Source organism: Pseudomonas sp. GW823-FHT02C05 (assembly GCF_058797595.1).
The window spans coordinates 245,971-266,130 of the sequence record NZ_JBXAJU010000004.1 but is presented as its reverse complement, the minus strand read 5'-3'; the positions used below and the strand labels follow the sequence as shown (position 1 = coordinate 266,130).

At 64.8% G+C, this 20,160-nt stretch carries 25 protein-coding genes; 6 read left to right on the top strand and 19 right to left on the bottom strand.

Going from position 1 to position 20,160, the window contains the following annotated elements; translation table 11 throughout:
- Positions 1–21: 21 nt before the first annotated feature.
- The 11 genes from AC1RGE_RS22605 to AC1RGE_RS22555 all read right to left on the bottom strand — a co-directional run bounded on the left by AC1RGE_RS22605 (position 22) and on the right by AC1RGE_RS22555 (position 7,635).
- Positions 22–570, bottom strand: a complete 549-nt coding sequence (locus tag AC1RGE_RS22605) for an RNA 2'-phosphotransferase (RefSeq protein ID WP_011064022.1) — start codon at positions 568–570, stop codon at positions 22–24.
- 87 nt (positions 571–657) lie between these two features.
- Positions 658–981, bottom strand: coding sequence for a DUF3392 domain-containing protein (locus AC1RGE_RS22600; protein WP_011064021.1), 324 nt, complete (start codon positions 979–981; stop codon positions 658–660).
- Positions 982–990: 9 nt separating this feature from the next.
- Positions 991–2,193: a radical SAM family heme chaperone HemW gene (hemW, locus tag AC1RGE_RS22595; RefSeq protein ID WP_492585062.1), complete on the bottom strand. Its 1,203-nt coding sequence runs from the start codon at positions 2,191–2,193 to the stop codon at positions 991–993.
- On the bottom strand, positions 2,190–2,786 hold the full coding sequence (gene rdgB, locus AC1RGE_RS22590) for an RdgB/HAM1 family non-canonical purine NTP pyrophosphatase (protein ID WP_026020234.1): 597 nt from the start codon (positions 2,784–2,786) through the stop codon (positions 2,190–2,192). The genes hemW and rdgB overlap by 4 nt, the downstream gene beginning before the upstream one ends.
- Positions 2,783–3,217, bottom strand: a complete 435-nt coding sequence (locus AC1RGE_RS22585; protein WP_011064018.1) for a DUF4426 domain-containing protein — start codon at positions 3,215–3,217, stop codon at positions 2,783–2,785. The genes rdgB and AC1RGE_RS22585 overlap by 4 nt, the downstream gene beginning before the upstream one ends.
- A gap of 26 nt (positions 3,218–3,243) precedes the next feature.
- Positions 3,244–3,864 (bottom strand): methionine biosynthesis protein MetW, encoded by a 621-nt coding sequence (metW, locus tag AC1RGE_RS22580; protein WP_011064017.1) that lies wholly within the window; start codon positions 3,862–3,864, stop codon positions 3,244–3,246.
- Between the two features lie 7 nt (positions 3,865–3,871).
- Positions 3,872–5,011 carry a homoserine O-succinyltransferase MetX gene (gene metX / locus AC1RGE_RS22575; RefSeq protein WP_041752663.1) on the bottom strand — a complete coding sequence of 380 codons (1,140 nt, stop codon included), beginning with the start codon at positions 5,009–5,011 and terminating at the stop codon, positions 3,872–3,874.
- 163 nt (positions 5,012–5,174) lie between these two features.
- On the bottom strand, positions 5,175–5,468 hold the full coding sequence (locus tag AC1RGE_RS22570; RefSeq protein ID WP_019095290.1) for a DUF167 domain-containing protein: 294 nt from the start codon (positions 5,466–5,468) through the stop codon (positions 5,175–5,177).
- Between the two features lie 14 nt (positions 5,469–5,482).
- A complete protein-coding gene (locus AC1RGE_RS22565; protein WP_011064014.1) occupies positions 5,483–6,073 on the bottom strand; it encodes a YggT family protein in 591 nt (196 codons plus the stop codon).
- A gap of 10 nt (positions 6,074–6,083) precedes the next feature.
- Positions 6,084–6,902, bottom strand: coding sequence for a pyrroline-5-carboxylate reductase (gene proC / locus AC1RGE_RS22560; RefSeq protein ID WP_011064013.1), 819 nt, complete (start codon positions 6,900–6,902; stop codon positions 6,084–6,086).
- Between the two features lie 34 nt (positions 6,903–6,936).
- The gene (locus AC1RGE_RS22555) at positions 6,937–7,635 is read right to left on the bottom strand and encodes a YggS family pyridoxal phosphate-dependent enzyme (protein WP_072443580.1); all 699 of its coding nucleotides are present in this window, start codon (positions 7,633–7,635) and stop codon (positions 6,937–6,939) included.
- 190 nt (positions 7,636–7,825) lie between these two features.
- On the opposite strand from AC1RGE_RS22555, the gene AC1RGE_RS22550 reads away from it, so the two are divergent.
- On the top strand, positions 7,826–8,860 hold the full coding sequence (locus tag AC1RGE_RS22550) for a type IV pilus twitching motility protein PilT (RefSeq protein ID WP_492585060.1): 1,035 nt from the start codon (positions 7,826–7,828) through the stop codon (positions 8,858–8,860).
- A 78-nt stretch (positions 8,861–8,938) separates the two neighbouring features.
- Here AC1RGE_RS22550 and AC1RGE_RS22545 read toward each other — a convergent pair whose 3' ends face one another.
- A complete protein-coding gene (locus AC1RGE_RS22545; RefSeq protein ID WP_011064010.1) occupies positions 8,939–9,562 on the bottom strand; it encodes a C40 family peptidase in 624 nt (207 codons plus the stop codon).
- Positions 9,563–9,812: 250 nt separating this feature from the next.
- Between AC1RGE_RS22545 and AC1RGE_RS22540 the strand changes: the two genes are divergently transcribed.
- Positions 9,813–10,232, top strand: a complete 420-nt coding sequence (locus AC1RGE_RS22540) for an NINE protein (protein WP_011064009.1) — start codon at positions 9,813–9,815, stop codon at positions 10,230–10,232.
- A 127-nt stretch (positions 10,233–10,359) separates the two neighbouring features.
- Here the strand turns inward: AC1RGE_RS22540 and AC1RGE_RS22535 are convergent, their stop codons facing one another.
- The 7 genes from AC1RGE_RS22535 to gshB all read right to left on the bottom strand — a co-directional run bounded on the left by AC1RGE_RS22535 (position 10,360) and on the right by gshB (position 16,324).
- Positions 10,360–11,631 carry a dihydroorotase gene (locus AC1RGE_RS22535; protein WP_011064008.1) on the bottom strand — a complete coding sequence of 424 codons (1,272 nt, stop codon included), beginning with the start codon at positions 11,629–11,631 and terminating at the stop codon, positions 10,360–10,362.
- Positions 11,628–12,632 carry an aspartate carbamoyltransferase catalytic subunit gene (locus tag AC1RGE_RS22530; RefSeq protein WP_011064007.1) on the bottom strand — a complete coding sequence of 335 codons (1,005 nt, stop codon included), beginning with the start codon at positions 12,630–12,632 and terminating at the stop codon, positions 11,628–11,630. The genes AC1RGE_RS22535 and AC1RGE_RS22530 overlap by 4 nt, the downstream gene beginning before the upstream one ends.
- A gap of 25 nt (positions 12,633–12,657) precedes the next feature.
- Positions 12,658–13,164: a bifunctional pyr operon transcriptional regulator/uracil phosphoribosyltransferase PyrR gene (pyrR, locus tag AC1RGE_RS22525; RefSeq protein WP_011064006.1), complete on the bottom strand. Its 507-nt coding sequence runs from the start codon at positions 13,162–13,164 to the stop codon at positions 12,658–12,660.
- A 115-nt stretch (positions 13,165–13,279) separates the two neighbouring features.
- Positions 13,280–13,717: a Holliday junction resolvase RuvX gene (ruvX, locus tag AC1RGE_RS22520; RefSeq protein WP_011064005.1), complete on the bottom strand. Its 438-nt coding sequence runs from the start codon at positions 13,715–13,717 to the stop codon at positions 13,280–13,282.
- Positions 13,717–14,286 (bottom strand): YqgE/AlgH family protein, encoded by a 570-nt coding sequence (locus AC1RGE_RS22515; protein ID WP_011064004.1) that lies wholly within the window; start codon positions 14,284–14,286, stop codon positions 13,717–13,719. Before AC1RGE_RS22515 ends, ruvX begins: the two co-directional genes overlap by 1 nt.
- An 85-nt stretch (positions 14,287–14,371) precedes the next feature.
- A complete protein-coding gene (locus AC1RGE_RS22510) occupies positions 14,372–15,271 on the bottom strand; it encodes an energy transducer TonB (RefSeq protein ID WP_011064003.1) in 900 nt (299 codons plus the stop codon).
- 99 nt (positions 15,272–15,370) lie between these two features.
- The gene (gene gshB / locus AC1RGE_RS22505) at positions 15,371–16,324 is read right to left on the bottom strand and encodes a glutathione synthase (protein ID WP_011064002.1); all 954 of its coding nucleotides are present in this window, start codon (positions 16,322–16,324) and stop codon (positions 15,371–15,373) included.
- A 236-nt stretch (positions 16,325–16,560) separates the two neighbouring features.
- Between gshB and pilG the strand changes: the two genes are divergently transcribed.
- From pilG to AC1RGE_RS22485, 4 genes are all read left to right on the top strand, one after another.
- Positions 16,561–16,965, top strand: coding sequence for a twitching motility response regulator PilG (gene pilG / locus AC1RGE_RS22500; protein ID WP_011064001.1), 405 nt, complete (start codon positions 16,561–16,563; stop codon positions 16,963–16,965).
- Between the two features lie 57 nt (positions 16,966–17,022).
- A complete protein-coding gene (gene pilH / locus AC1RGE_RS22495; protein ID WP_011064000.1) occupies positions 17,023–17,388 on the top strand; it encodes a twitching motility response regulator PilH in 366 nt (121 codons plus the stop codon).
- Positions 17,389–17,398: 10 nt separating this feature from the next.
- Positions 17,399–17,938: a chemotaxis protein CheW gene (locus AC1RGE_RS22490; RefSeq protein WP_011063999.1), complete on the top strand. Its 540-nt coding sequence runs from the start codon at positions 17,399–17,401 to the stop codon at positions 17,936–17,938.
- Positions 17,939–18,078: 140 nt separating this feature from the next.
- Positions 18,079–20,142 carry a methyl-accepting chemotaxis protein gene (locus AC1RGE_RS22485; RefSeq protein WP_011063998.1) on the top strand — a complete coding sequence of 688 codons (2,064 nt, stop codon included), beginning with the start codon at positions 18,079–18,081 and terminating at the stop codon, positions 20,140–20,142.
- Positions 20,143–20,160: the final 18 nt, after the last annotated feature.

The following is a 20,160-nucleotide window of genomic DNA, read 5'->3' as shown; positions in this document are numbered from 1 at the left end:
CCTTCGCCAGCCAGCTGGCTCCTACAGGGCTTTGATGAAGCCGACCGGCACCTGGTCGGTCAGCCACACCCCATTCTCTGCCTGATAAAAGGTGAAGCCCTGGGCCTGCATGGCCTGGGCGTCGATCTGCAGGATCACCACCTTGCCATAGCGCTGGCCCACGGCCCGGGCGGTGTCGATTTCCTGGGACAGGTGCACGTGGTGCCGTGAACCCGGGATCAGCCCCTTTTCGTTGATCGAATCCATGAAGCGCGTGGCGGTGCCGTGGAAGAGCACGGCGGGCGGTTGCTTTGCCTCAAGCTGCAATTGCACGGCCTTGTTGGAATGCCCCTGAACGGCACGAATCCGCCGGCTGTCAGCCGAGAGGGCGAAGCGCTTCTTGTCGTTGCCTTCGACCACCAGCTCGATCAATTCCCGGCTCAGTTGCCGGCCGTTCTTGGCCGCACCGCTGATCAGCGCGTCGATATCGCCCCAGCCTTCGCTGTCCAGTTCCAGGCCGATGGCCTGGGGCTCGTGGCGCAGCACATAGCTGAGGAACTTGCTGGTGTCCTCGATGACTTTCTTGCTCATGTTCTTCCTTGATAACGGGGGCAGCCGTTGGATTGCGTTCGCCGGCTTGGTGTAGGAGCCGGCTTGCCGGCGAAGGGGCCCTGCGAATTAACGACGATCAGCGACCACGCCAATCAGCACCAGTACCACCAACAGCACTGGCGCCAGGCTGTAGTTGTTGAACTGGCTCAGGCCGCGGACGATCCACGGTGTGGCGTAGATCAGCGCCAGGCCGCTGCCCACCATGCACAGCAGGGCCATCAGCGGCACCCGCAGGGCGCCGGCGATGCCGCCCAGGCGCTGTTCGACCCAGCCCTTGATGTCCGCGCCGAACAGCACCAGCAGGCAGCCCACCAGTGCCAGGGCGATTTCCGAGAGGTTGCTGCGACTCCAGCGGGATACGGTGGCGAGCAGGTCGAGTACCAGATCCATGTGATTTCCTTAGATCAGAAAGTATTGCAGCAGGTCATTGAGAAAAAGTTGCCCGCGGGCCGTGGCCGCCAGGCGTGACGGTTCGACCTGCAACAAGCCGCTTTGTTCGGCCTGGCGCCGGCCTTCGGCGAGGCTGACCAGGTCCAGGCCGGTGCGTTGGGCGAACAGCGCAGCGTCCACGCCATCGGTGAGGCGCAGGGCGTTCATCAGGAACTCGAACGGCAGCTCTTCGTTGCCCAGGGCCTTCTCGCCCGCCTTGAACTGCTTGGCCGGGTTCAGGTAGTCCTTGGGCAGGCGGGTCTTCCAGGTGCGCAGGATGCGCCCGTCCGGGTGGCTGAGTTTGCCGTGGGCACCGGCGCCGATCCCGATGAAGTCGCCAAAGCTCCAGTAGTTCAGGTTGTGCCGCGCCGCGCGCCCGGGCTGGGCGTAGGCCGAGACTTCGTACTGGGCATAGCCGTGCTCGGCCAGCAGGGCCTGTCCGGCTTCCTGGATGTCCCACAGGGTGTCGTCTTCCGGCAGTACCGGTGGCTGGTTCCAGAACACCGTGTTGGGCTCCAGGGTCAGCTGGTACCAGGACAGGTGGGTCGGCTTCATCGCAATGGCCTGGCGCAGGTCGCCCAGGGCATCGTCCAGGGACTGGTCCGGCAGGCCGTGCATCAGGTCCAGGTTGAAGTTGTCGAACCCGGCCTGGCGCGCCATGCCAGCGGCGCGAATCGCTTCATCGCCGTTGTGGATGCGGCCCAGGGCCTTGAGCTTCTGTTCCTGGAAACTCTGGATGCCGATGGACAGGCGATTGATGCCCAGGGCGCGGTAGGCGGTGAATTTTTCCTGCTCGAAGGTCCCGGGGTTGGCTTCCAGGGTGATTTCGATGTCGGGGGCAAACCGGATGCGCTGTTCCACGCCCTTGAGCAGCCGACCCAGGGCCTGGGCGCTGAACAGGCTCGGGGTGCCGCCGCCGAAGAAGATCGAGCTCAGCTCGCGACCGTGCACGGCGTGCAGGTCCTGGTCGAGGTCGGCCAGCAGGGCGTCGACGTACTCCTCTTCCGGTAGCGTCGGGCTGGCCGCGTGGGAGTTGAAGTCGCAGTAGGGGCATTTGCGTACACACCACGGGATGTGGATGTACAGCGCCAGGGGCGGCAACTGGGGCAGCGCCGCCCGGGGCGTATGCGCGCCGCCGAGAAGCAGCGGCGACGCGGAGGGCTCGTGGCTCATTTCAGGCCCAGGCGTTGCCGCAGAATGGCCATGGCGCGGGCGCGGTGGCTGAGCTGGTTTTTCTCCTCGGGGCCCAGTTCGGCGCTGGAGCAGTTGCGTTCCGGCACCCAGAACAGCGGGTCGTAGCCGAAGCCGTGCTCGCCGCTGGCGGCGGTAAGGATGCGCCCGTGCCACAGGCCTTCGCAGAGGATCGGCAGCGGATCGTCGGCGTGCCGTACCAGTGCCAGGACGCAGACGAACTGCGCACCGCGCTCGGCTTGCGGGACATCCTTGAGGGCTTCGAGCAGCTTGGCGTTGTTCGCCGCGTCGCCCTGGCCGTCGGCGTAGCGGGCCGAGTAGATGCCCGGGGCGCCACCGAGGAAGTCCACTGCCAGGCCGGAGTCGTCGGCCAGTGCCGGCAAGCCGGAAATGCGTGCGGCATTGCGCGCCTTGAGGATGGCGTTTTCGACGAACGACAGGCCGGTTTCTTCCGGCTCGACGCTGCTGAACTCGCCGATCGAGCGCAATTGCACCGAAGCGCCGAGCATGGCCTGGAGTTCTTTGAGTTTGCCGGCGTTATGGCTGGCCAGTACGAGTTGCGTGAGGTTCATTATTCGCCCGGGAATAGCTCTTGGTTGAAGCTGAAGCTGTTGGTGTCACCGCCAGTCTGCACATTGATGGTGAACGTACGGTTTTCCTGCTGCTCCACCGGGAACTGGGCGATGTAGTAGATCGCGCCCTGCTCGGTGATCTGGCGGAATTTCAGCGGGATGCTCTTGCTGGTCAGGTCCTTGACCGTGCCACTGACCTGGCCGACCAGCGGCTTGCCGTCCTTGATCAGGGAAACGTTGATCACGCCCTGGTTCTTGCTGCGGACCAGCTCCGCCGCCCTGGCGATATCAGGCTGCAGGTAGGTGGAGTTGAAGGTGTTGTAGTGCACGGTGATGTCACCGAACACTTCCTGGCGTTCGCCCTTGATCGGGTCCGCCGCCAGGGCGCTGACGCTCAGGCAGGCAGCCAGTAGAAATGTAACCAGACGTCCCATGATGGTTCTCCTCGATGCAACGTGGTTTATACCGCGACCTTGTGATCTTGCAGGCCGGGACTGCTGACACGGTAGATGCCGATCTCTCCTAAGAGATTAGGCCATAGCTTACTGGCCCACCCATGGCGGTGTTGTTGATCGACGGCAAGGCGGTTGATCACCCGGGCTTGCCGCTCGCGGCACAGTTCTTCGAAGTCCTCGAAGGTGCAGAAGTGGATGTTCGGCGTGTTGTACCAGGTGTACGGGAGGAACTCCGAGACCGGCATCCGCCCCTTGCTGGCCAGGTACCAGCGGCAGCGCCAGTGACCGAAATTGGGGAAGGTGATGATGCACTGGCGGCCGACCCGGAGCATTTCGTCGAGGATCTTGTCCGGGTAGTGCACGGCTTGCAGGGCCTGGGTCATGACCACGATGTCGAAGCTGTTGCTGGCAAAGTTGCCCAGGCCCTTGTCCAGGTCCTGCTCGATCACGTTGATGCCCTTGGCCACGCACTCGGCGATGTTGTCCGGGTCGTTTTCCAGGCCATAGCCGGTGACCTGCTTGTGCTCCTGCAGCCAGCTCAGCAGCTCGCCGTTACCGCAGCCCAGGTCGAGGACGCGGCTGCCGGCGGGGATCCATTCCTGGATGATTTCCAGATCGGCTCTCATCGTGTCCTCACAAGGTAATGCGGTTCATGTAGTGGCTGAACGCCTGCAGGTAGCGCGGGATCGGGATCAGGAAGGCGTCATGCCCCTGCGGTGCGTCGATCTCCAGGTAGCAGACGTCCTTGCGTGCGGCCATCAATGCATCCACCAGTTCCCGGGAGCGGGCCGGGGAGAAGCGCCAGTCGGTGGTGAAGGACATCACGCAGAACTTGGCGGTGGCATGGGCGAAGGTCTTGGCCAGGTCGTCGTCGCAGTTGGCCGCCGGGTCGAAGTAGTCCAGGGCCTTGGTCATCAGCAGGTAGGTGTTGGCATCGAAACGCCCGGAGAACTCCTCGCCCTGGTAGCGCAGGTAGCTTTCCACCTGGAACTCGACGCTGTGGAAGTCGTAGTTGAGCTTCTCGCTCTTGAGCCCACGGCCGAATTTCTCGCCCATGGAGTCGTCGGACAGGTAAGTGATATGGCCCACCATTCGCGCCAGCATCAGCCCGCGCTTGGGGATCACCCCCTGTTCCTGGAACGAGCCGCCGTGGAATTCCGGGTCGGTGAGGATCGCCTGGCGCGCCACTTCGTTGAAGGCGATGTTCTGCGCCGAGAGCTTGGGCGCCGAGGCGATGGCCAGGCAGTGCCGTACACGGTCCGGGTAGGTGATGGTCCATTGCAGGGCCTGCATGCCGCCGAGGCTGCCGCCGATCACCGCTGCCCACTGGTCGATGCCCAGGCGATCCGCCAGGCGCGCCTGGCTGTGTACCCAGTCTTCCACGGTAAGCACCGGGAAGTCGGCGCCGAACGGCTTGCCGGTGTCCGGGTTGAGGCTGCTGGGACCGGTGGAGCCGTTGCAACCGCCGAGGTTGTTGAGGCTGACCACGAAGAACCTGTTGGTGTCGATCGGCTTGCCCGGGCCGATGCAGCTGTCCCACCAACCGGGCTTGCGGTCGTCGACGCTGTGGTAGCCGGCGGCGTGATGATGGCCGGACAGGGCGTGGCAGATCAGCACCGCGTTGCTGGCGCTGGCGTTGAGCTGACCGTAGGTTTCGTAGATCAGGTCGTAGGCCGGCAGCGCGCGCCCGCAGGCCAGGGCCAGGGGTTCGCTGAAGTGCGCTATTTGTGGCGTGACCAGACCAACAGAATCGGGGGGAAAGGCAGTTGGCATCGACCCTGCTCTCATTTAAATGAGGCGTAAGTCTAAAGACCGCTGCCCCCAGCGGCAAGCAAAGCCCGGGGCTGTGTTTCGTTGCGGGAAATGATGTGGGAGGTTCGCTGGCAAGCCAGCTCCTGCAGTGAACATGGGGCGCAGGAGCCGGCTTGCCGGCGAATCAGGCGGGGCGAGCCAGCCCCGGCAGGTCCGGCAGCTTCTTCGGCGCTTGCAGGCGCACCCGCTTCTGCCGGTTCAGTTCGCCGCTGACCAGGCTGATGTTGCTCTTGGGAATGCCAAAGGCTTTGGCCAGGAACGCCATCAGGTGCGCATTGGCCTTGCCTTCCACTGGTGGCGCGGTGAGGCGGATCTTCAACCGCTCGCCGTGCAGGCCAGCGAACTCGTCGCTGCTGGCCTTGGGTTGCAGGTGGCAATCGAGGATCAGATCGTCACCGTCCCAGCGGTAATAACTCATGCAGGCCGCCCGGGTCAGATCAGCAGGCGCAGGATGTCCGGCATCATGGTCATGGCCGCCAGGTTGTTGATCACCAGCATGTCCAGCAGCTTGAGCACCATGAATGCCAGGATCGGCGAGATATCCAGGCCGCCCATGCTCGGCAGGATGCGACGGAACGGGGCCAGGGCGGGTTCGCAGATCTGGTTCACCAGTTCGGCGCCGGGGTTGTGGCTGCCAGGGGCGACCCAGGACAGAATCACGCTGATGATCAGGGCGAAGAAGAAGATCTTCAGGAACAGCGCGGTGACGCCGATGATCGACCAGATCAGCAGTTGCAGCGGGTTGCCGGTGGTGCCGTAGGTCAGCAGCAGGGTCAGGGCCATCAGGGCCAGTTGCACCAGGATCGCCAGGAGCAGCGAGGACATGTCCAGGCCGCCGATGCTCGGGATGACCCGGCGCATCGGCTTGAGCAGCGGCTGGGTGGCCCGCACGATGAACTGGCACAGCGGGTTGTAGAAGTTGGCGCGCACCAGTTGCAGGACGAAACGCATCAGCACGATCAGCAGGTACAGGCTGCCCAGGGTTTGCAGCACATACACCGCAGCGGTGTTCAATCCAATCATCATTGGCTCCTTATTGGCCCAGTTGTTCGGCCATTTCGGCCGAGCGGTGCGCAGCGGCACCCAATGCTTTTTCCACCAGGGCTTCAAAGCCACCGGCCTGGAACGACTTGATGGCCGCTTCCGTGGTGCCTGCCGGTGAAGTCACGCGGCGGCGCAGCTCGGCGGCGTCAACGTCACTGGAGACCGCCATGTGGGCGGCGCCCAGGGCGGTCTGCAGAGTCAGCTGGGCGGCGGTTTCCCGGGGCAGGCCGAGCTTCTCGCCGGCGGCGGTCATGGCTTCGATCAGCAGGAAGAAATACGCCGGGCCACTGCCGGAGACGGCAGTCACTGCGTCCAGTTGCTGCTCCTGGTCCAGCCACAGGGCGATACCCACGGCGGACAGCAGTTCCTCGGCCTGCTGGCGTTGCTGGGCGCTGACTTCGGCGGTGGCGTACAGGCCGCTGACACCCTGGCGCAGCAGTGCCGGGGTGTTGGGCATGCAGCGCACGATGGGCTGGGCGCCGAGCCAGCTGTTCATGCTCGAACAGGTGATGCCGGCGGCGATGGACACCACCAGCTGCTGCGGCTTCAGGCTCGGGCGCAGGGCTTGGCACACGGCTTTCATGGCCTGGGGCTTGACCGCCAGGACGATCACGTCGACGCCTTCGATGGCCTCGGCGTTATCGGCAAATACCTGGATGCCATGTTCGGCCGCGACTTTCGCTCGGGTCTGCTCGCCCGGGTCGCTGGCGCGGATCTGCGAGGCCTCCAGGCCTTTGGCCCGCAGGCCGCCGATGAGACTGGCCGCCATGTTGCCGGCACCGATAAAAGCGATACGAGTCGTGTTCATGACAGGTCCTTACAAGAGGTCGGGGTCAGTCGCATCAGGACTGACTGTAGTCGCGGGCACCGAACAGCGCGGTACCGATCCGCACCCAGGTGGCGCCTTGGGCAATGGCCGCTTCGAGGTCGTGGCTCATGCCCATGGAAAGGGTATCCAGGGGCAGCTTGAGGCTGTCCCGCAGGTCGTTGTTCAGGCGTTGTACCGCGGCGAAGGCGGCGTCCTGGGCAGTGCGGTCCTCGGTAGGCTCGGGAATCGCCATCAACCCCCGCAGTTGCAGGCGTGGCAAGGCACCGATGGCGCTGGCCAGGGCCGGCAGGTCGGCCGGGGCGCAGCCGGACTTGCTGGCTTCGCCACTGACGTTCACCTGGATGCAGATGTTCAGTGGCGGCAACTCGGCCGGGCGTTGTTCGGACAGGCGTTGGGCGATTTTCAAGCGATCCACGGAGTGCACCCAGTCAAAATGCTCGGCAATGGCACGAGTCTTGTTCGACTGAATGGGGCCGATGAAGTGCCAACTCAAGGGCAGGTCGGCCAGTTCCTGCTGTTTGCCCAGGGCTTCCTGCAGGTAGTTCTCGCCGAAATCCCGCAGGCCGGCGGCATGGGCCTCGCGCAGGGCGGCGGCTGGCTTGGTCTTGCTCACGGCCAGCAGCTGGACGCTGTGCGGGTCGCGCTGTACGGCCTGGCAGGCGTTGCGGATGCGCTCGGCTACCTGGGCAATGTTGTCTGCTATCGTGGACATTCGATTTCGTCTCAAAAGTACCGGCGGCCCTGGCCACCGGCTGCCGCGTGAATCCACCAGACCTCGATTCTCCGCCGGCCCGAGCCACGCTCAAGGGTCGCGTCGGGCATCGTCCGCGGCCTGGCCATTGAATCTGCCAGGCGCGGGCGGGTCTGAAGCTCGCGGCATTCTACTGGAATTGGGGGGCACTATGGACATCACCGAACTCTTGCGCTTGAGCGCTTCCCGGGGCGCTTCGGACCTGCATCTGTCCGCCGGGCTGGCGCCGATGTTGCGCATCGATGGCGATATTCGCCCGCTGCCGGGCCCGGCCCTGGAAGGGCCACAGGTGCAGGCGCTGATCCATGAGCTGATGAGCGAAGCACAGCGCCAGGCGTTCGCCGCCTGCAATGACCTGGATTTCGCCTATGAACTGCCGGGTGTGGCGCGGTTTCGGGTCAATGCCTTCCGGCACGCCCGTGGTGTCGGTGCGGTGCTGCGCCTGATTCCCGCGCGGGTACAGAGCCTGGAGGAGCTGGGGCTGGGGGAAGTGTTTCGGCAGATTACCGAGGCGCCCCGCGGGCTGGTGCTGGTGACCGGGCCCACCGGCAGCGGCAAGTCCACCACACTGGCGGCGATGATCGACCACCTGAACCAGCACCGCCAGCAGCACATCCTGACCATCGAAGACCCTATCGAATTCGTGCATCCGCAGAAGAACTGCCTGGTGCACCAGCGCGAAGTGCAGCGCGATACCCAGAGCTTCGCCACGGCCTTGCGTGCGGCGCTGCGGGAAGATCCCGACGTGATCCTGCTGGGCGAACTGCGGGACCTGGAAACCATCCGCCTGGCCCTGACCGCCGCGGAAACCGGGCACCTGGTACTGGCCACCCTGCACACCTCGTCGGCGGCCAAGACCATCGACCGGCTGGTGGACGTGTTTCCGGGGGAGGAAAAGGCCCTGGTGCGCTCGATGCTGGCCGAGTCGCTGCAGGCAGTGGTCGCGCAAGTGCTGGTGAAGAAGGTGGGCGGTGGCCGGGTAGCGGCGCACGAGATCATGCTGGGCAGCCCGGCGATCCGTAACCTGATCCGCGAGGACAAGGTGGCGCAGATGTATTCGGCGATCCAGACGGGCGGCGCCCAGGGCATGCGCACCCTGGACATGAGCCTCAAGGCATTGCTCGGGCAGGGGTTGATCAGCCGCGATCAGGCGCGGGAGCAGGCGCGGATGCCGGACAGCTTTTGACGGGGCTGGAAATGCATTCGCCGGCAAGCCGGCTCCTACAGGTGGGTGCAGGAGCCGGCTTGCCGGCGAAGCGGGGTATCAGCGTTGCACGACCCGCAGGGGCGCGTGCTCCTTGGGCAGGACCCGCTTGGCAACCACGTAGTGGCTCTGCCAGTAGGGCTTCTTCAGGGTATCGATGGTCACTGCCTTGCCGCGCCGCGGGGCGTGGATAAAGCGGTCTTCGCCCAGGTAGATGGCGACGTGGTTGACCTTGCGGCTCTTGATGTTGAAGAACAATAGGTCGCCCGGCTTCAGGTCCTTGCGTTCGACCTTCTGCCCGTGGCCGCTGGCCATGGCGTTGGAGGTGCGTGGCAGGTCCACGGCGGCGACATCGTTGAAGGCGTAGCGCACCAGGCCGCTGCAGTCGAAGCCTTTGCTTGGGCTGCTGCCGCCCCAACGATAGGGTGTACCGAGGACATTGACCGCGCGGCTGAGAACCGTGGTGCTCGGCCGGCCGGCGTTGTTGGCCACCAGCTTGCTGTCGGCCTTGCTCAGGCGGGTGGGGTGCTTGATGGTGCTCTTGTTCTTGGCGGTGACCGTCGAAACGTGCGGTTTCGGGGTGTAGCCATTAACGTTGGGAAGTCGTTGCTCACGGTTGGTGGCGTGGGCGGCCAGTGGCATTAATAGGCAAATGGTTAGCCATGTCTTGAAAAATGGACGCATTAGGCAAGGCTCTTATTGGTTAGCGCGCAACTTTATAACAGCTTTCAGGTCACTTCCGTGGCCGTTTGTCGATTCAACCTTGGGGTCAACTTCGGCAAAGAGGTGGCAACTTGACGCAGAAAACCGTCAGAAGTCAGGCAGTACAAGGCTTTGGCGGAACAGAAGGTAACATTGCCCGCACGTCGAATGCCTGTAAAAAAGTCACAAAGTTTTTAAGAATATTTATCTATCACCTGCAAAGAGGCACTTAATGAACACCTATCGTCAGGATGCATCCACCCATGACACCCACAGCAAGGTGATCGGTTACCTGTTGTGGATTTTCGGTTTTACCGGGGCCCACCGCTTCTATTACGGCAAGCCGGTGACCGGGACTATCTGGTTCTTCACCTTCGGTCTGCTGGGCATTGGTTGGCTGATCGACTTGTTCCTGATCCCGTCCATGGACCGGGAAGCGGACCTTCGCTTTACCGCAGGTCCGGTGGAATACAGCGTGGCCTGGATTCTGCTGACCTTCCTCGGGGTTTTCGGCGTGCACCGCATGTACCAGGGCAAATGGCTGAGCGGGGTGATCTACCTGTTCACCGGCGGCCTGTTCTTCCTGGGGGTGCTGTACGACTTCTGGACCCTGAACGATCAGGTATCGCTGGAGAACGCCAAGCGCCGTTGATCCCGTCATCGGCGCAGGCGGTGATGGCGCAGCCTGTAGCCACTGCCGCAGGGCGCCATCAGGAGCGGCGGCTCCTTCGGCGCCGTTCGCAGCCTGCGGCAGCGGCTACAGGGTGTTTGCCAGGCGATCAGCCCTGATAGCTGATATGCCCGTCCACCAGGGTGTAGCGCACCGCGCCCGGCAGGCTATGGCCGAGGAACGGGCAGTTTTCGCCCTTGGAGAGCCAGCGCTCGCCGGCCACGGTGGAACTGGCCGGGTCGAACAGCACCAGGTCCGCCGCACCACCGGCTGCCAGCTTGCCTGCCGGCAGGCGCAAGGCCGCGGCGGGGCCGGCACTCAGGCGTGCCAGCAGGGTCGGCAGGTCCAGCAGGCCGTCCTGCACCAGGGTCAGGGCCAGGGGCAACAACAGCTCGACGCTGCTGATGCCCGGCTCGGTGGCGCCGAACGGCGCCAGCTTGGCGTCCCGCTCATGGGGCTGGTGATGGCTGGAAATGGCTTGCACCACCCCGGACTTCACCGCTTCGCGCAGGGCATCGCGGTCGGCCCGCGAGCGCAGCGGCGGCTGCACGTGGTACAGGCTGGAGAAGTCGATCAGCGCCTCGTCGGTCAGGATCAGCTGGTACAGCGCCACATCGGCGGTGACCGGCAGGCCGCGGGCCTGGGCCTGGGCGATCAGCTCCACGCCGCGGGCGCTGGTCAGCTGGCTGAAGTGGGCGCGCACGCCGCTCTGTTCCACCAGCAGCAGGTCCCGGGCCAGGGCCACGGTCTCCGCGCTTTCCGGGATACCCGGCAGGCCGAGGAAGCTGGCGGTGGCGCCTTCGTGGGCCAGGCCGCCTTCGGCCAGGTCGCGGTCCTGGGAATGGAAGATCACCGTCAGGTCGAAGGTGGCGGCGTATTCCAGGGCGCGGCACAGGGTGCGGGTGCTGCGGAAACCTTCCAGGCCGTTGCCGAAGGCCACGCAACCGGCGTCACGCAATGCGATCAGCTCCGCAAGCTGCTCGCCTTCCAGGCCCTTGCTCAAGGCGCCAATGGGGAACACTTTGCTGTTGCCGGCCTCGCGGGCGCGGTCGAGGATCAGTTCGGCCACCGCCGAGGTGTCCAGTACTGGCTTGGTGCGCGGCGGGCAGCACAGGCTGGTGACGCCCCCGGCGGCTGCGGCGCGGGTTTCGCTGGCAATGCTGCCCTTGCGGCTGTAGCCCGGCTCGCGCAGGGCGACGCTCAGGTCCACCAGGCCGGGTGCGGCCACCAGGCCCTTGGCGTCGATGGTGGTAACGGCATTGAAGCCGCCAGGCGCGGCGCCGATGGCGACGATCTTGCCGGCTTCCAGGTGCAGATCGGTGGTTTGATCCAGGCCGCTGCTTGGATCGATGACGCGGGCGCCGAGAATGCTGAGCTTCACTGGGCGTTCTCCTGCTCGAATTGTCGCTGGGCGGTCTGCCCGCTCATGGCCATGGACAGTACCGCCATGCGCACTGCAATGCCGTAGGTCACCTGGTTGAGGATCACCGAGTGCGGGCCGTCGGCTACCGCCGATTCGATCTCCACGCCGCGGTTGATCGGACCCGGGTGCATGACGATGGCGTCGGGCTTGGCCCCGGCCAGGCGCGCGGTGGTCAGGCCGAACAGGCGGTAGAACTCGCCTTCGCTGGGCAGCAGGCCGCCCTGCATGCGTTCACGCTGCAGGCGCAGCATGATCACCACGTCCACGTCCTTCAGGCCTTCGGTCATGTCGGTGTAGACCTTGACCCCGTACTGCTCGATGCCGATGGGCAGCAGGGTTTTCGGCGCGATCACGCGGATGTCCGGGCAGCCGAGGGTTTTCAGCGCCAGCATGTTCGAACGCGCCACTCGCGAGTGCAGGATGTCGCCGACGATGGCTACCGAGAGGTTCTCGAAGCCGCCCTTGTGCCGGCGAATGGTCAGCATGTCGAGCATGCCCTGGGTCGGGTGGGCGTGACGGCCGTCGCCGCCGTTGATGATCGCCACTTGCGGGCACACGTGTTCGGCGATGAAGTGCGCGGCGCCGGAGTCGCCGTGGCGCACCACGAACATGTCGGCGGCCATGGCTTCCAGGTTGCGCAGGGTGTCCAGCAGGGTTTCACCCTTGCTCGCCGAAGAGGTCGAGACATTCAGGGTGATCACGTCCGCCGACAGCCGCTGGGCCGCCAGTTCGAAGGTAGTGCGGGTTCGGGTGGAGTTCTCGAAGAACACATTGCACACGGTCTTGCCGCGCAGCAGCGGGACTTTCTTCACCGCCCGGGCGCCGACTTCGAGGAACGAGTCGGCGGTGTCGAGGATTTCCGTCAGCAGCTCGCGGTTCAGGCCGTCGAGGGACAGGAAGTGGCGCAGCTGGCCCTGATCGTTGAGCTGCAGCGGGCGCTTGGCGTCTAGAGGCGTCATCGCAATGGACTCTTAAAAGGGCGAGTTAGAGGGCGAGGTCTTGGAGCTCGAGTTGAAGCGGCGCAGGACCGGACAATTTTACCCGCTCGTGGGCGGCCAGCGACAGGGTCGCGCCCACCACATTCGGACGGATCGGCAGTTCAGCGGCGTTCAGGTCCAGCAGGCAGACCAGGGTCACGCTGGCCGGCCGGCCGTAGTCGAACAGTTCGTTGAGGGCGGCGCGGATGGTCCGGCCGCTCATCAGCACGTCGTCGATCAGCACCAGGTGCTGGCCTTCGATCTCGAACGGCAGCTCCGAAGGACGCACCTGCGGGTGCAGGCCGTTCTGGCTGAAGTCGTCGCGGTAGAAGGACACGTCCAGGGTACCCAGGGGCGAATCGCTGCCCAGGGCTTCCAGCAGGGCCTGGGCCACCCAGACGCCGCCGGTACGGATACCGATGAAGCGTGGCTCGCTGATGGCGCGCTGGGCCAGGTGGGCATTGAGATCAGCGGCCATCTGGCTGATCAGGGCGGCGGGATTGGGCAGGCTCATGGTGGCTCCTTCGTGGGCTCGCGCCTGCTGCCGGGCAGCTGGGCGCGGGAACTTACGGCTGGTGTTGGGCCAGGAGGCGCGCAGCCCCGGGGCCGCGCATCTTCAGGATGTGGTCTCAGGTGTTCAACAGGCCGGCGTTTTCATCGAGCCAGCCTTGCAGCAGCAGGGCGGCGGCGATGGCGTCCACCGGGTTGTCGCGGTAACTGCCTTTCTGGCCGCCCCGGGCCAGGCGTTCACCCTTGGCCTCGAAGGTGGTCAGGCGTTCGTCGTGGGTATAGAAGGGCACATTGAAGCGGCCGTTCAGGCGCCGGGCGAACTTTTCGGCGCGCACGCACATGTCGCTGGGGCTGCCGTCCATGTTCAGGGGCAGGCCCACCACCACGGCGTCGGGCTTCCATTCCTTGATCAGGGCTTCCACCTGGTTCCAGTCGGGCACCCCGTTCTGCGCCTTGAGGGTGCACAGCTCCCGGGCCTGGCCGGTGATGGCCTGGCCCACGGCAACGCCGATCTGCTTGGTGCCGTAGTCGAAGCCGAGGATCAGTCGCAGGGCCATCAGGCGTGGCCCGCCTGGCTGGTGAGCAGGCTGAGGTTGACCCCCAGGTGCCGGGCGGCGGCTTCCAGGCGCAGTTCGCTGCTGGTGTTGAACAGGATGTCGGCGTCGAAGGGGCAGGTCAGCCAGGCGTTGTCCGCCAGTTCGGCTTCCAGCTGCCCGGCTTCCCAGCCGGCATAGCCCAGGGCGATCAGGCTCTTGGCCGGGCCCACGCCATCGGCGATGGCGAACAGCACGTCCTGGGACGTGGACAGGGACAGCCCCTCGAGTTCCACCGTGGCCTGGTAGACCGGGCCGTTGGGGTGCAGGACGAAGCCGCGATCGGTCTGCACCGGGCCACCGCTGAAAATGGGCACGTGCTGGCACAGCAGGGACGGCTCTTGGTCAGGGCGCAATTGTTCGAGGATATCGGCCAGGTTCAGGTCCTGGGGGCGGTTGACCACCAGGCCCATGGCGCCACTGGCGTTGTGCTCGACGATGTAGGTCAAGGTCTGCGCAAAGTTCGGGTCGGCCATATGGGGCATGGCGATCAGGAAATGATGCTTGAGATAGCTTGGGCTGACATTTTTCATGAGCGCTAGTGTGGCGGTGGCGGGCCCGGCTGACAAGCTGGCGATGTGCGGCCATGGCGCTGTCACGCGGCCGATTGCCGGCCGATCAGTTGCTGGAAAGCTTGTCGCCCCGGGCGAAGCGCCAGGTGCGGATGATTTCCAGGCGGTCGATGTCCGACAGGTCGCCGGTAAAGGGGGCGAACGGCGCCGCCAGGCGCACGATGCGCTGGGCCGCCTGGTCCAGCAGCGGTTGCCCGGAGGACTCCAGCACCAGCACTTCATACAGCGAGCCGTCACGGTTGATCGAGACCATCAGCCGCAAGTTGCCGTAGATCTGCTTGCGCCGGGCTTCCTCGGGGTAGTTGAGGTTGCCGATGCGCTCGACCTTCTTGCGCCATTCGTCCTTATACCAGGCGCCCTTGTCGCGCATGGTAGAGGCGGCGCTGAGGCGGTGGATGCGCGGGCGTTTGGCATACAACTGCTGTTCGTTGGCCAGCTCGGCTTCCAGGCTGGAAATCTCGCTGGACAGTTGCGAGCTGTCGAACGTCGGAGTGGGGGCCTTGGGCGTCGGGTCTTTCTTGACCTCTTCACGCTGGGTGACGGTCTTTTTCGGCTTGGGCGCGGTGGTGGCCACGGCGGCCTTGGGCGCGGTGTCCTTGACCTCGGGCTTGACCGAGGGCGGCGGCGTGACCTTCTTCACCGAGTTGTCCTGGAACGGTGCGACTTCGGTGGTTTTCGGAATGGCCTTCTTGTCCAGGGTGCCGCTGCCCTGCTGGTTGTCCTGGGCGAGGAAGTCGGCCTTCTTCGGCTTGGTCTCGCTCTTGAAGGTGGCCAGGGTGATTTCCAGGGTCTTGCTGATGGCCTTGGGCTCGGCGAAGGAAAAGCCCAGGCCGAGGATCAGTGCCAGGTGCAGGAGCGCCGCCAGGAACAGGGTAAAACCCAGGCGATCGGCCGCACGCACGCCGCTATGGGCAAGCTCGGGGGGCAGATCGGACGGGAGGCTCATCGGCAGTTCGACATCACAGGAGGCATCACACAACCAACATCACGGTTTCACAGGCGGCGCATGATAACGCAATGTTGGTTTGTGCTTGGTTGTTCTACATCACTTGGCCTTGAGCTTCTGATCGATGGCATCCATCAGCATCGCGCCGATGTTGGTGCCGAAGGCGTTGTCGATTTCACGGATGCAGGTGGGGCTGGTGACGTTGATTTCCGTCAGGTGTTCGCCGATCACGTCGAGGCCGACGAACAGCAGGCCCTTGGCCCGCAGGGTCGGGCCGACCTGGGCGGCGATCCAGCGGTCCTTGTCGCTCAGCGGGCGGGCTTCGCCACGACCGCCGGCCGCCAGGTTGCCGCGGGTTTCACCGGCGGCGGGGATGCGCGCCAGGCAGTAATCCACCGGTTCGCCGTCGATCATCAGGATGCGCTTGTCACCGTCCTTGATTGCCGGCAGGTAGGCCTGGGCCATGATCTGCTGGCTGCCGAGCACGGTCAGGGTTTCCAGGATCACCGACAGGTTCGGATCACCCGCGCGGTGGCGGAAGATCGAGGTGCCGCCCATGCCATCCAGGGGCTTGAGGATCACATCGCCATGCTGGGCCGCGAACTCGCGCAGCACGTCGGCGCGGCGGCTGACCACGGTGGGCGGGGTGCACTGGGGGAACAGCGTGGCAAACAGCTTTTCGTTGCAGTCACGCAGGCTCTGGGGCTTGTTGACCACCAGCACGCCAGCGCTTTCGGCCTGTTCCAGCAGGTAGGTGGAGTAGACGAACTCCATGTCGAAGGGCGGGTCCTTGCGCATCAGGATCACGTCCAGATCGCTCAGCGGGCAGTCGATCTCGGCGTCCAGCTCGAACCACTTCTGCGGGTTGGCGAACACTTGCAGCGGGCGCATGCGGGCCCGGGCCACGCCGGCGCCCTGGTACAGGTCGCGCTGTTCCATATAGAAGAGGGTCCAGCCGCGCTCCTGGGCGGCCAGCAGCATGGCCAGCGAGCTGTCCTTCTTGTAGGAGATGCTGGCGATAGGGTCCATGACAATCCCGACGCGAACGCTCATGGGTGGATTCCTTTAAGAAAATGAGTGGGAGCGAGGCAAAAAAAGTGGCGTCAGAGTGGCGCTGACAGGGGCCTGGGTCAAGGAAAAACCACTGCCTGGCGTGGTCCATAGATTGCAGGGGGGAGAGTGTGCTAAAAAGGCTCGCAGGCCGGGCCCAAGCCTTGAAGTTCAAGGGTTTCACCCATTGCCCGGCGGTACCGGACCAAATCATTCGCTGGGGCGATGACAGAGCAGATATGGAACAGCATTCCAACGCCTTGAAGGTGATGGTGATCGACGATTCGAAGACGATTCGCCGCACGGCCGAAATGCTGCTGAAGAACGTCGGTTGCGAGGTCATCACCGCAGTGGACGGCTTCGAAGCCCTGTCGAAGATCGTCGACCATCACCCCGGCATCATCTTCGTCGACATCATGATGCCGCGGCTCGACGGCTATCAGACCTGTGCGCTGGTGAAGAACAACAGCGCGTTCAAGTCCATCCCGGTGATCATGCTGTCTTCCAAGGATGGCCTGTTCGACAAGGCCAAGGGGCGCATCGTCGGCTCCGACCAGTTTTTGACCAAACCCTTCAGCAAGGAAGAACTGCTGAGCGCGATCAAGGCCCATGTCCCGGACTTTGTCGCGCTTGCGCCACAGTAGACACGCACAGCGACGCCCGGCCAGCAGGCCGCGCGCCTATACCGTATGGGGAAGACCATGGCTCGTATTCTGATCGTCGATGACTCGCCGACTGAAATGTACAAACTCACCGGCATGCTGGAAAAGCACGGCCATGAAGTGCTCAAGGCCGAGAACGGTGCCGACGGCGTGGCCCTGGCCCGGGAAGAAAAGCCCGACGCGGTGCTGATGGACATCGTCATGCCCGGCCTCAACGGTTTCCAGGCGACCCGCCAGTTGACCAAGGATGCCGAGACCAGCCATATCCCGGTGATCATCATCACCACCAAGGATCAGGAAACCGACAAGGTCTGGGGCACCCGCCAGGGCGCCAAGGACTACCTGACCAAACCGGTGGACGAAGAGACCCTGATCAAGACCCTGAACAACGTCCTGGCCGGCTGACAGCCGCGCCATGAGCCAATCCCAGACCGCCTTCGAGCTGCTGCTGGAGATCGACCAGCGCTGCCGCTTGCTGGCCGCCGACCTGCCGTCCCAGGAAACCCGCCAGCACAGCTGGAGCGGCATCGGCTTTCGCCTGGGCGAGCATTGGTACGTGGCCGCCATGGGCGAGATCAGCGAAGTCCTGCACGAGCCGCGCTACACCCTGCTGCCCGGGGTCAAGCCCTGGGTCAAGGGCGTCGCCAACCTGCGCGGGCGGCTGCTGCCGATCATGGACCTGTGCGGTTTCTTCGGCCATGAGCTGTCGCCCCTGCGCAAGCAGCGACGGGTGCTGGTGGTGGAGTACAAGGAGCTGTTCGCCGGCCTGCTGGTGGACGAGGTGGCCGGCCTGCAGCACTTTGCCCAGGACAGCCTGGAGCCCGGCATCACCGACTTTGCCGACGCCGCGGTCAACCCCTACCTGCAGGGCCAGTTCCGCCGCGATCAGGTCTGGCAGGTCTTCAGCCCCTTCGCCCTGGCCCGTTCGCCGGGGTTCCTGGAGGTGGCAGCGTGAAGGGCGCCCCGGCGCCTGGGCAACCCGTTGGCCGTGCCACGGGAAGCGCGTGTTTCCCTGGATCAACCCATGCTGCCCCGGCGTTGCGCGCGCCCCGGGCACTCGAATGCGGGACCGCCCGCTCGCCACAGGCCTGATCGATGACCAAAGCCAAAACCGGCAAGCCCCTGGAAGGCTCCCGCAGTCGCTCGCAGATCATCGTGCTGTTCATCGCACTGATCGTGTTCATCATGCTGTTGTTCGCCAACTTCGCTTACCTCAATACCCAGGCCACCTACGACAAACAGTACATCGGCCATGCCGGCGAGCTGCGGGTGCTGTCCCAGCGCATTGCCAAGAACGCCACCGAAGCGGCGGCGGGCAAGGCTGCGGCGTTCAAGCTGCTGGGGGATGCGCGCAACGATTTCGCCCGGCGCTGGGGCTACCTGAAAAAGGGTGACCCGGACACCGGGCTGCCCGGGGCCCCGGTGGCCTTGCGCCAGGAAATGCGCGCGGTGCAGCTGGACTGGGAAAAACTGCTGAAAAACACCGACGCGATTCTCGCCAGCGAGCAGACCGTGCTGTCCCTGCACCAGGTGGCGGCAACCCTGGCGGAAACCGTGCCGCAATTGCAGGTGGAGTATGAAAAGGTCGTCGAGATCCTGCTCCAGCGTGGCGCCCCGGCGGCCCAGGTGGCCATGGCCCAGCGCCAGTCGCTGCTGGCCGAGCGGATTCTCGGTGCGGTCAACACGGTGCTGGCCGGCGACGAAAACGCGGTCCAGGCCGCCGATGCCTTCGGTCGCGATGCCGCGCGCTTCGGCCAGGTGCTCAACGGCATGTTGCAGGGCAACCCGGGGCTGAAGATCAGCCAGGTGGAAGACCCGGATGCCCGGGGGCGGCTGGCGGAGATTTCCGAGTTGTTCGAGTTCGTCTCCGGCTCCGTGGACGAGATCCTCGAAACCTCCCCCGAGCTGTTCCAGGTCCGCGAGTCGGCGAGCAACATCTTCAGCCTGTCCCAGACCCTGCTGGACGAAGCTTCGCTGCTGGCCAGCGGCTTCGAGAACCTGGCCGGCAGCCGCAAGCTGGACACCATCGGCGGCTACGTCCTGGGCCTGCTGGCCCTGGCCTCGATCATCCTCATCGGCCTGGTGATGGTGCGCGAGACCAACCGCCAGTTGCGCGAGACCGCAGAGAAGAACGAGCGCAATCAGAACGCGATCATGCGTTTGCTGGACGAGATCGAGGACCTGGCCGACGGCGACCTCACGGTCACCGCTTCGGTGACCGAGGACTTCACCGGCACCATTGCCGACTCCATCAATTATTCCGTCGACCAGCTGCGTGACCTGGTGGCCACCATCAACCTCACCGCCGGCCAGGTGGCCGGCGCAGTGCAGGAAACCCAGGCCACCGCCATGCAACTGGCCGAAGCCTCGGAGCATCAGGCCCAGCAGATTTCCGAAGCCTCCACGGCGATCAACGAAATGGCCCAGTCCATCGACCAGGTATCGGCCAACGCCGCGGAATCCTCGGCGGTGGCCGAGCGCTCGGTGGAAATCGCCAACAAGGGCAACGAGGTGGTGCACAACACCATTCACGGCATGGACAACATTCGTGAGCAGATCCAGGACACCGCCAAGCGGATCAAGCGTCTGGGCGAGTCTTCCCAGGAGATCGGCGATATCGTCAGCCTGATCGACGACATTGCCGACCAGACCAACATCCTCGCCCTCAACGCGGCGATCCAGGCCTCCATGGCCGGTGACGCCGGGCGCGGCTTTGCCGTGGTGGCCGACGAGGTGCAGCGGCTGGCGGAGCGTTCCTCGGCAGCCACGCGGCAGATCGAGACCCTGGTGCGGGCGATCCAGACCGACACCAACGAGGCGGTGATCTCCATGGAGCAGACCACCACCGAAGTGGTGCGCGGCGCGCGCCTGGCCCAGGACGCCGGGGTGGCCCTGGAAGAGATCGAAGGCGTGTCCAAGACCCTGGCGGCGCTGATCCAGAGCATCTCCAACGCGGCCCAGCAGCAGACCTCTTCGGCCGGGCAGATTTCCCTGACCATGAACGTGATCCAGCAGATCACCTCGCAGACTTCGTCCGGTTCCACCGCCACCGCCGAGAGCATCGGCAATCTGGCGAAGATGGCCAGCCAGCTGCGCCGCTCGGTGTCCGGCTTCACCCTGCCGGCCACCCGGGGCCCGGCCCCGAATGACAACCGCTGACACAAGGCTTTGACTGGA

Bases quoted from the DNA above. Each gene is read 5' to 3' on its own strand.
- pyrR (WP_011064006.1), bottom strand. From the start codon at position 13,164: ATGAGCCTGCCCAATCCCGCCGCCCTGATCAGCCAGATGGCCGCTGAT.
- AC1RGE_RS22530 (WP_011064007.1), bottom strand. From the start codon at position 12,632: ATGACGCCTCTAGACGCCAAGCGCCCGCTGCAGCTCAACGATCAGGGC.
- AC1RGE_RS22555 (WP_072443580.1), bottom strand. From the start codon at position 7,635: ATGTCCACGATAGCAGACAACATTGCCCAGGTAGCCGAGCGCATCCGC.
- pilH (WP_011064000.1), top strand. From the start codon at position 17,023: ATGGCTCGTATTCTGATCGTCGATGACTCGCCGACTGAAATGTACAAA.
- AC1RGE_RS22570 (WP_019095290.1), bottom strand. From the start codon at position 5,468: ATGAGTTATTACCGCTGGGACGGTGACGATCTGATCCTCGATTGCCAC.
- AC1RGE_RS22605 (WP_011064022.1), bottom strand. From the start codon at position 570: ATGAGCAAGAAAGTCATCGAGGACACCAGCAAGTTCCTCAGCTATGTG.
- ruvX (WP_011064005.1), bottom strand. From the start codon at position 13,717: ATGGCCCTGCGACTGATCCTCGGCTTCGACTACGGCACCAAGCAGATC.
- metW (WP_011064017.1), bottom strand. From the start codon at position 3,864: ATGAGAGCCGATCTGGAAATCATCCAGGAATGGATCCCCGCCGGCAGC.
- AC1RGE_RS22585 (WP_011064018.1), bottom strand. From the start codon at position 3,217: ATGGGACGTCTGGTTACATTTCTACTGGCTGCCTGCCTGAGCGTCAGC.
- AC1RGE_RS22510 (WP_011064003.1), bottom strand. From the start codon at position 15,271: ATGAGCCTCCCGTCCGATCTGCCCCCCGAGCTTGCCCATAGCGGCGTG.
- AC1RGE_RS22515 (WP_011064004.1), bottom strand. From the start codon at position 14,286: ATGAAAAATGTCAGCCCAAGCTATCTCAAGCATCATTTCCTGATCGCC.
- AC1RGE_RS22550 (WP_492585060.1), top strand. From the start codon at position 7,826: ATGGACATCACCGAACTCTTGCGCTTGAGCGCTTCCCGGGGCGCTTCG.
- AC1RGE_RS22600 (WP_011064021.1), bottom strand. From the start codon at position 981: ATGGATCTGGTACTCGACCTGCTCGCCACCGTATCCCGCTGGAGTCGC.
- hemW (WP_492585062.1), bottom strand. From the start codon at position 2,193: ATGAGCCACGAGCCCTCCGCGTCGCCGCTGCTTCTCGGCGGCGCGCAT.
- proC (WP_011064013.1), bottom strand. From the start codon at position 6,902: ATGAACACGACTCGTATCGCTTTTATCGGTGCCGGCAACATGGCGGCC.
- gshB (WP_011064002.1), bottom strand. From the start codon at position 16,324: ATGAGCGTTCGCGTCGGGATTGTCATGGACCCTATCGCCAGCATCTCC.
- pilG (WP_011064001.1), top strand. From the start codon at position 16,561: ATGGAACAGCATTCCAACGCCTTGAAGGTGATGGTGATCGACGATTCG.
- AC1RGE_RS22490 (WP_011063999.1), top strand. From the start codon at position 17,399: ATGAGCCAATCCCAGACCGCCTTCGAGCTGCTGCTGGAGATCGACCAG.
- AC1RGE_RS22540 (WP_011064009.1), top strand. From the start codon at position 9,813: ATGAACACCTATCGTCAGGATGCATCCACCCATGACACCCACAGCAAG.
- AC1RGE_RS22545 (WP_011064010.1), bottom strand. From the start codon at position 9,562: ATGCGTCCATTTTTCAAGACATGGCTAACCATTTGCCTATTAATGCCA.
- AC1RGE_RS22565 (WP_011064014.1), bottom strand. From the start codon at position 6,073: ATGATTGGATTGAACACCGCTGCGGTGTATGTGCTGCAAACCCTGGGC.
- metX (WP_041752663.1), bottom strand. From the start codon at position 5,011: ATGCCAACTGCCTTTCCCCCCGATTCTGTTGGTCTGGTCACGCCACAA.
- AC1RGE_RS22485 (WP_011063998.1), top strand. From the start codon at position 18,079: ATGACCAAAGCCAAAACCGGCAAGCCCCTGGAAGGCTCCCGCAGTCGC.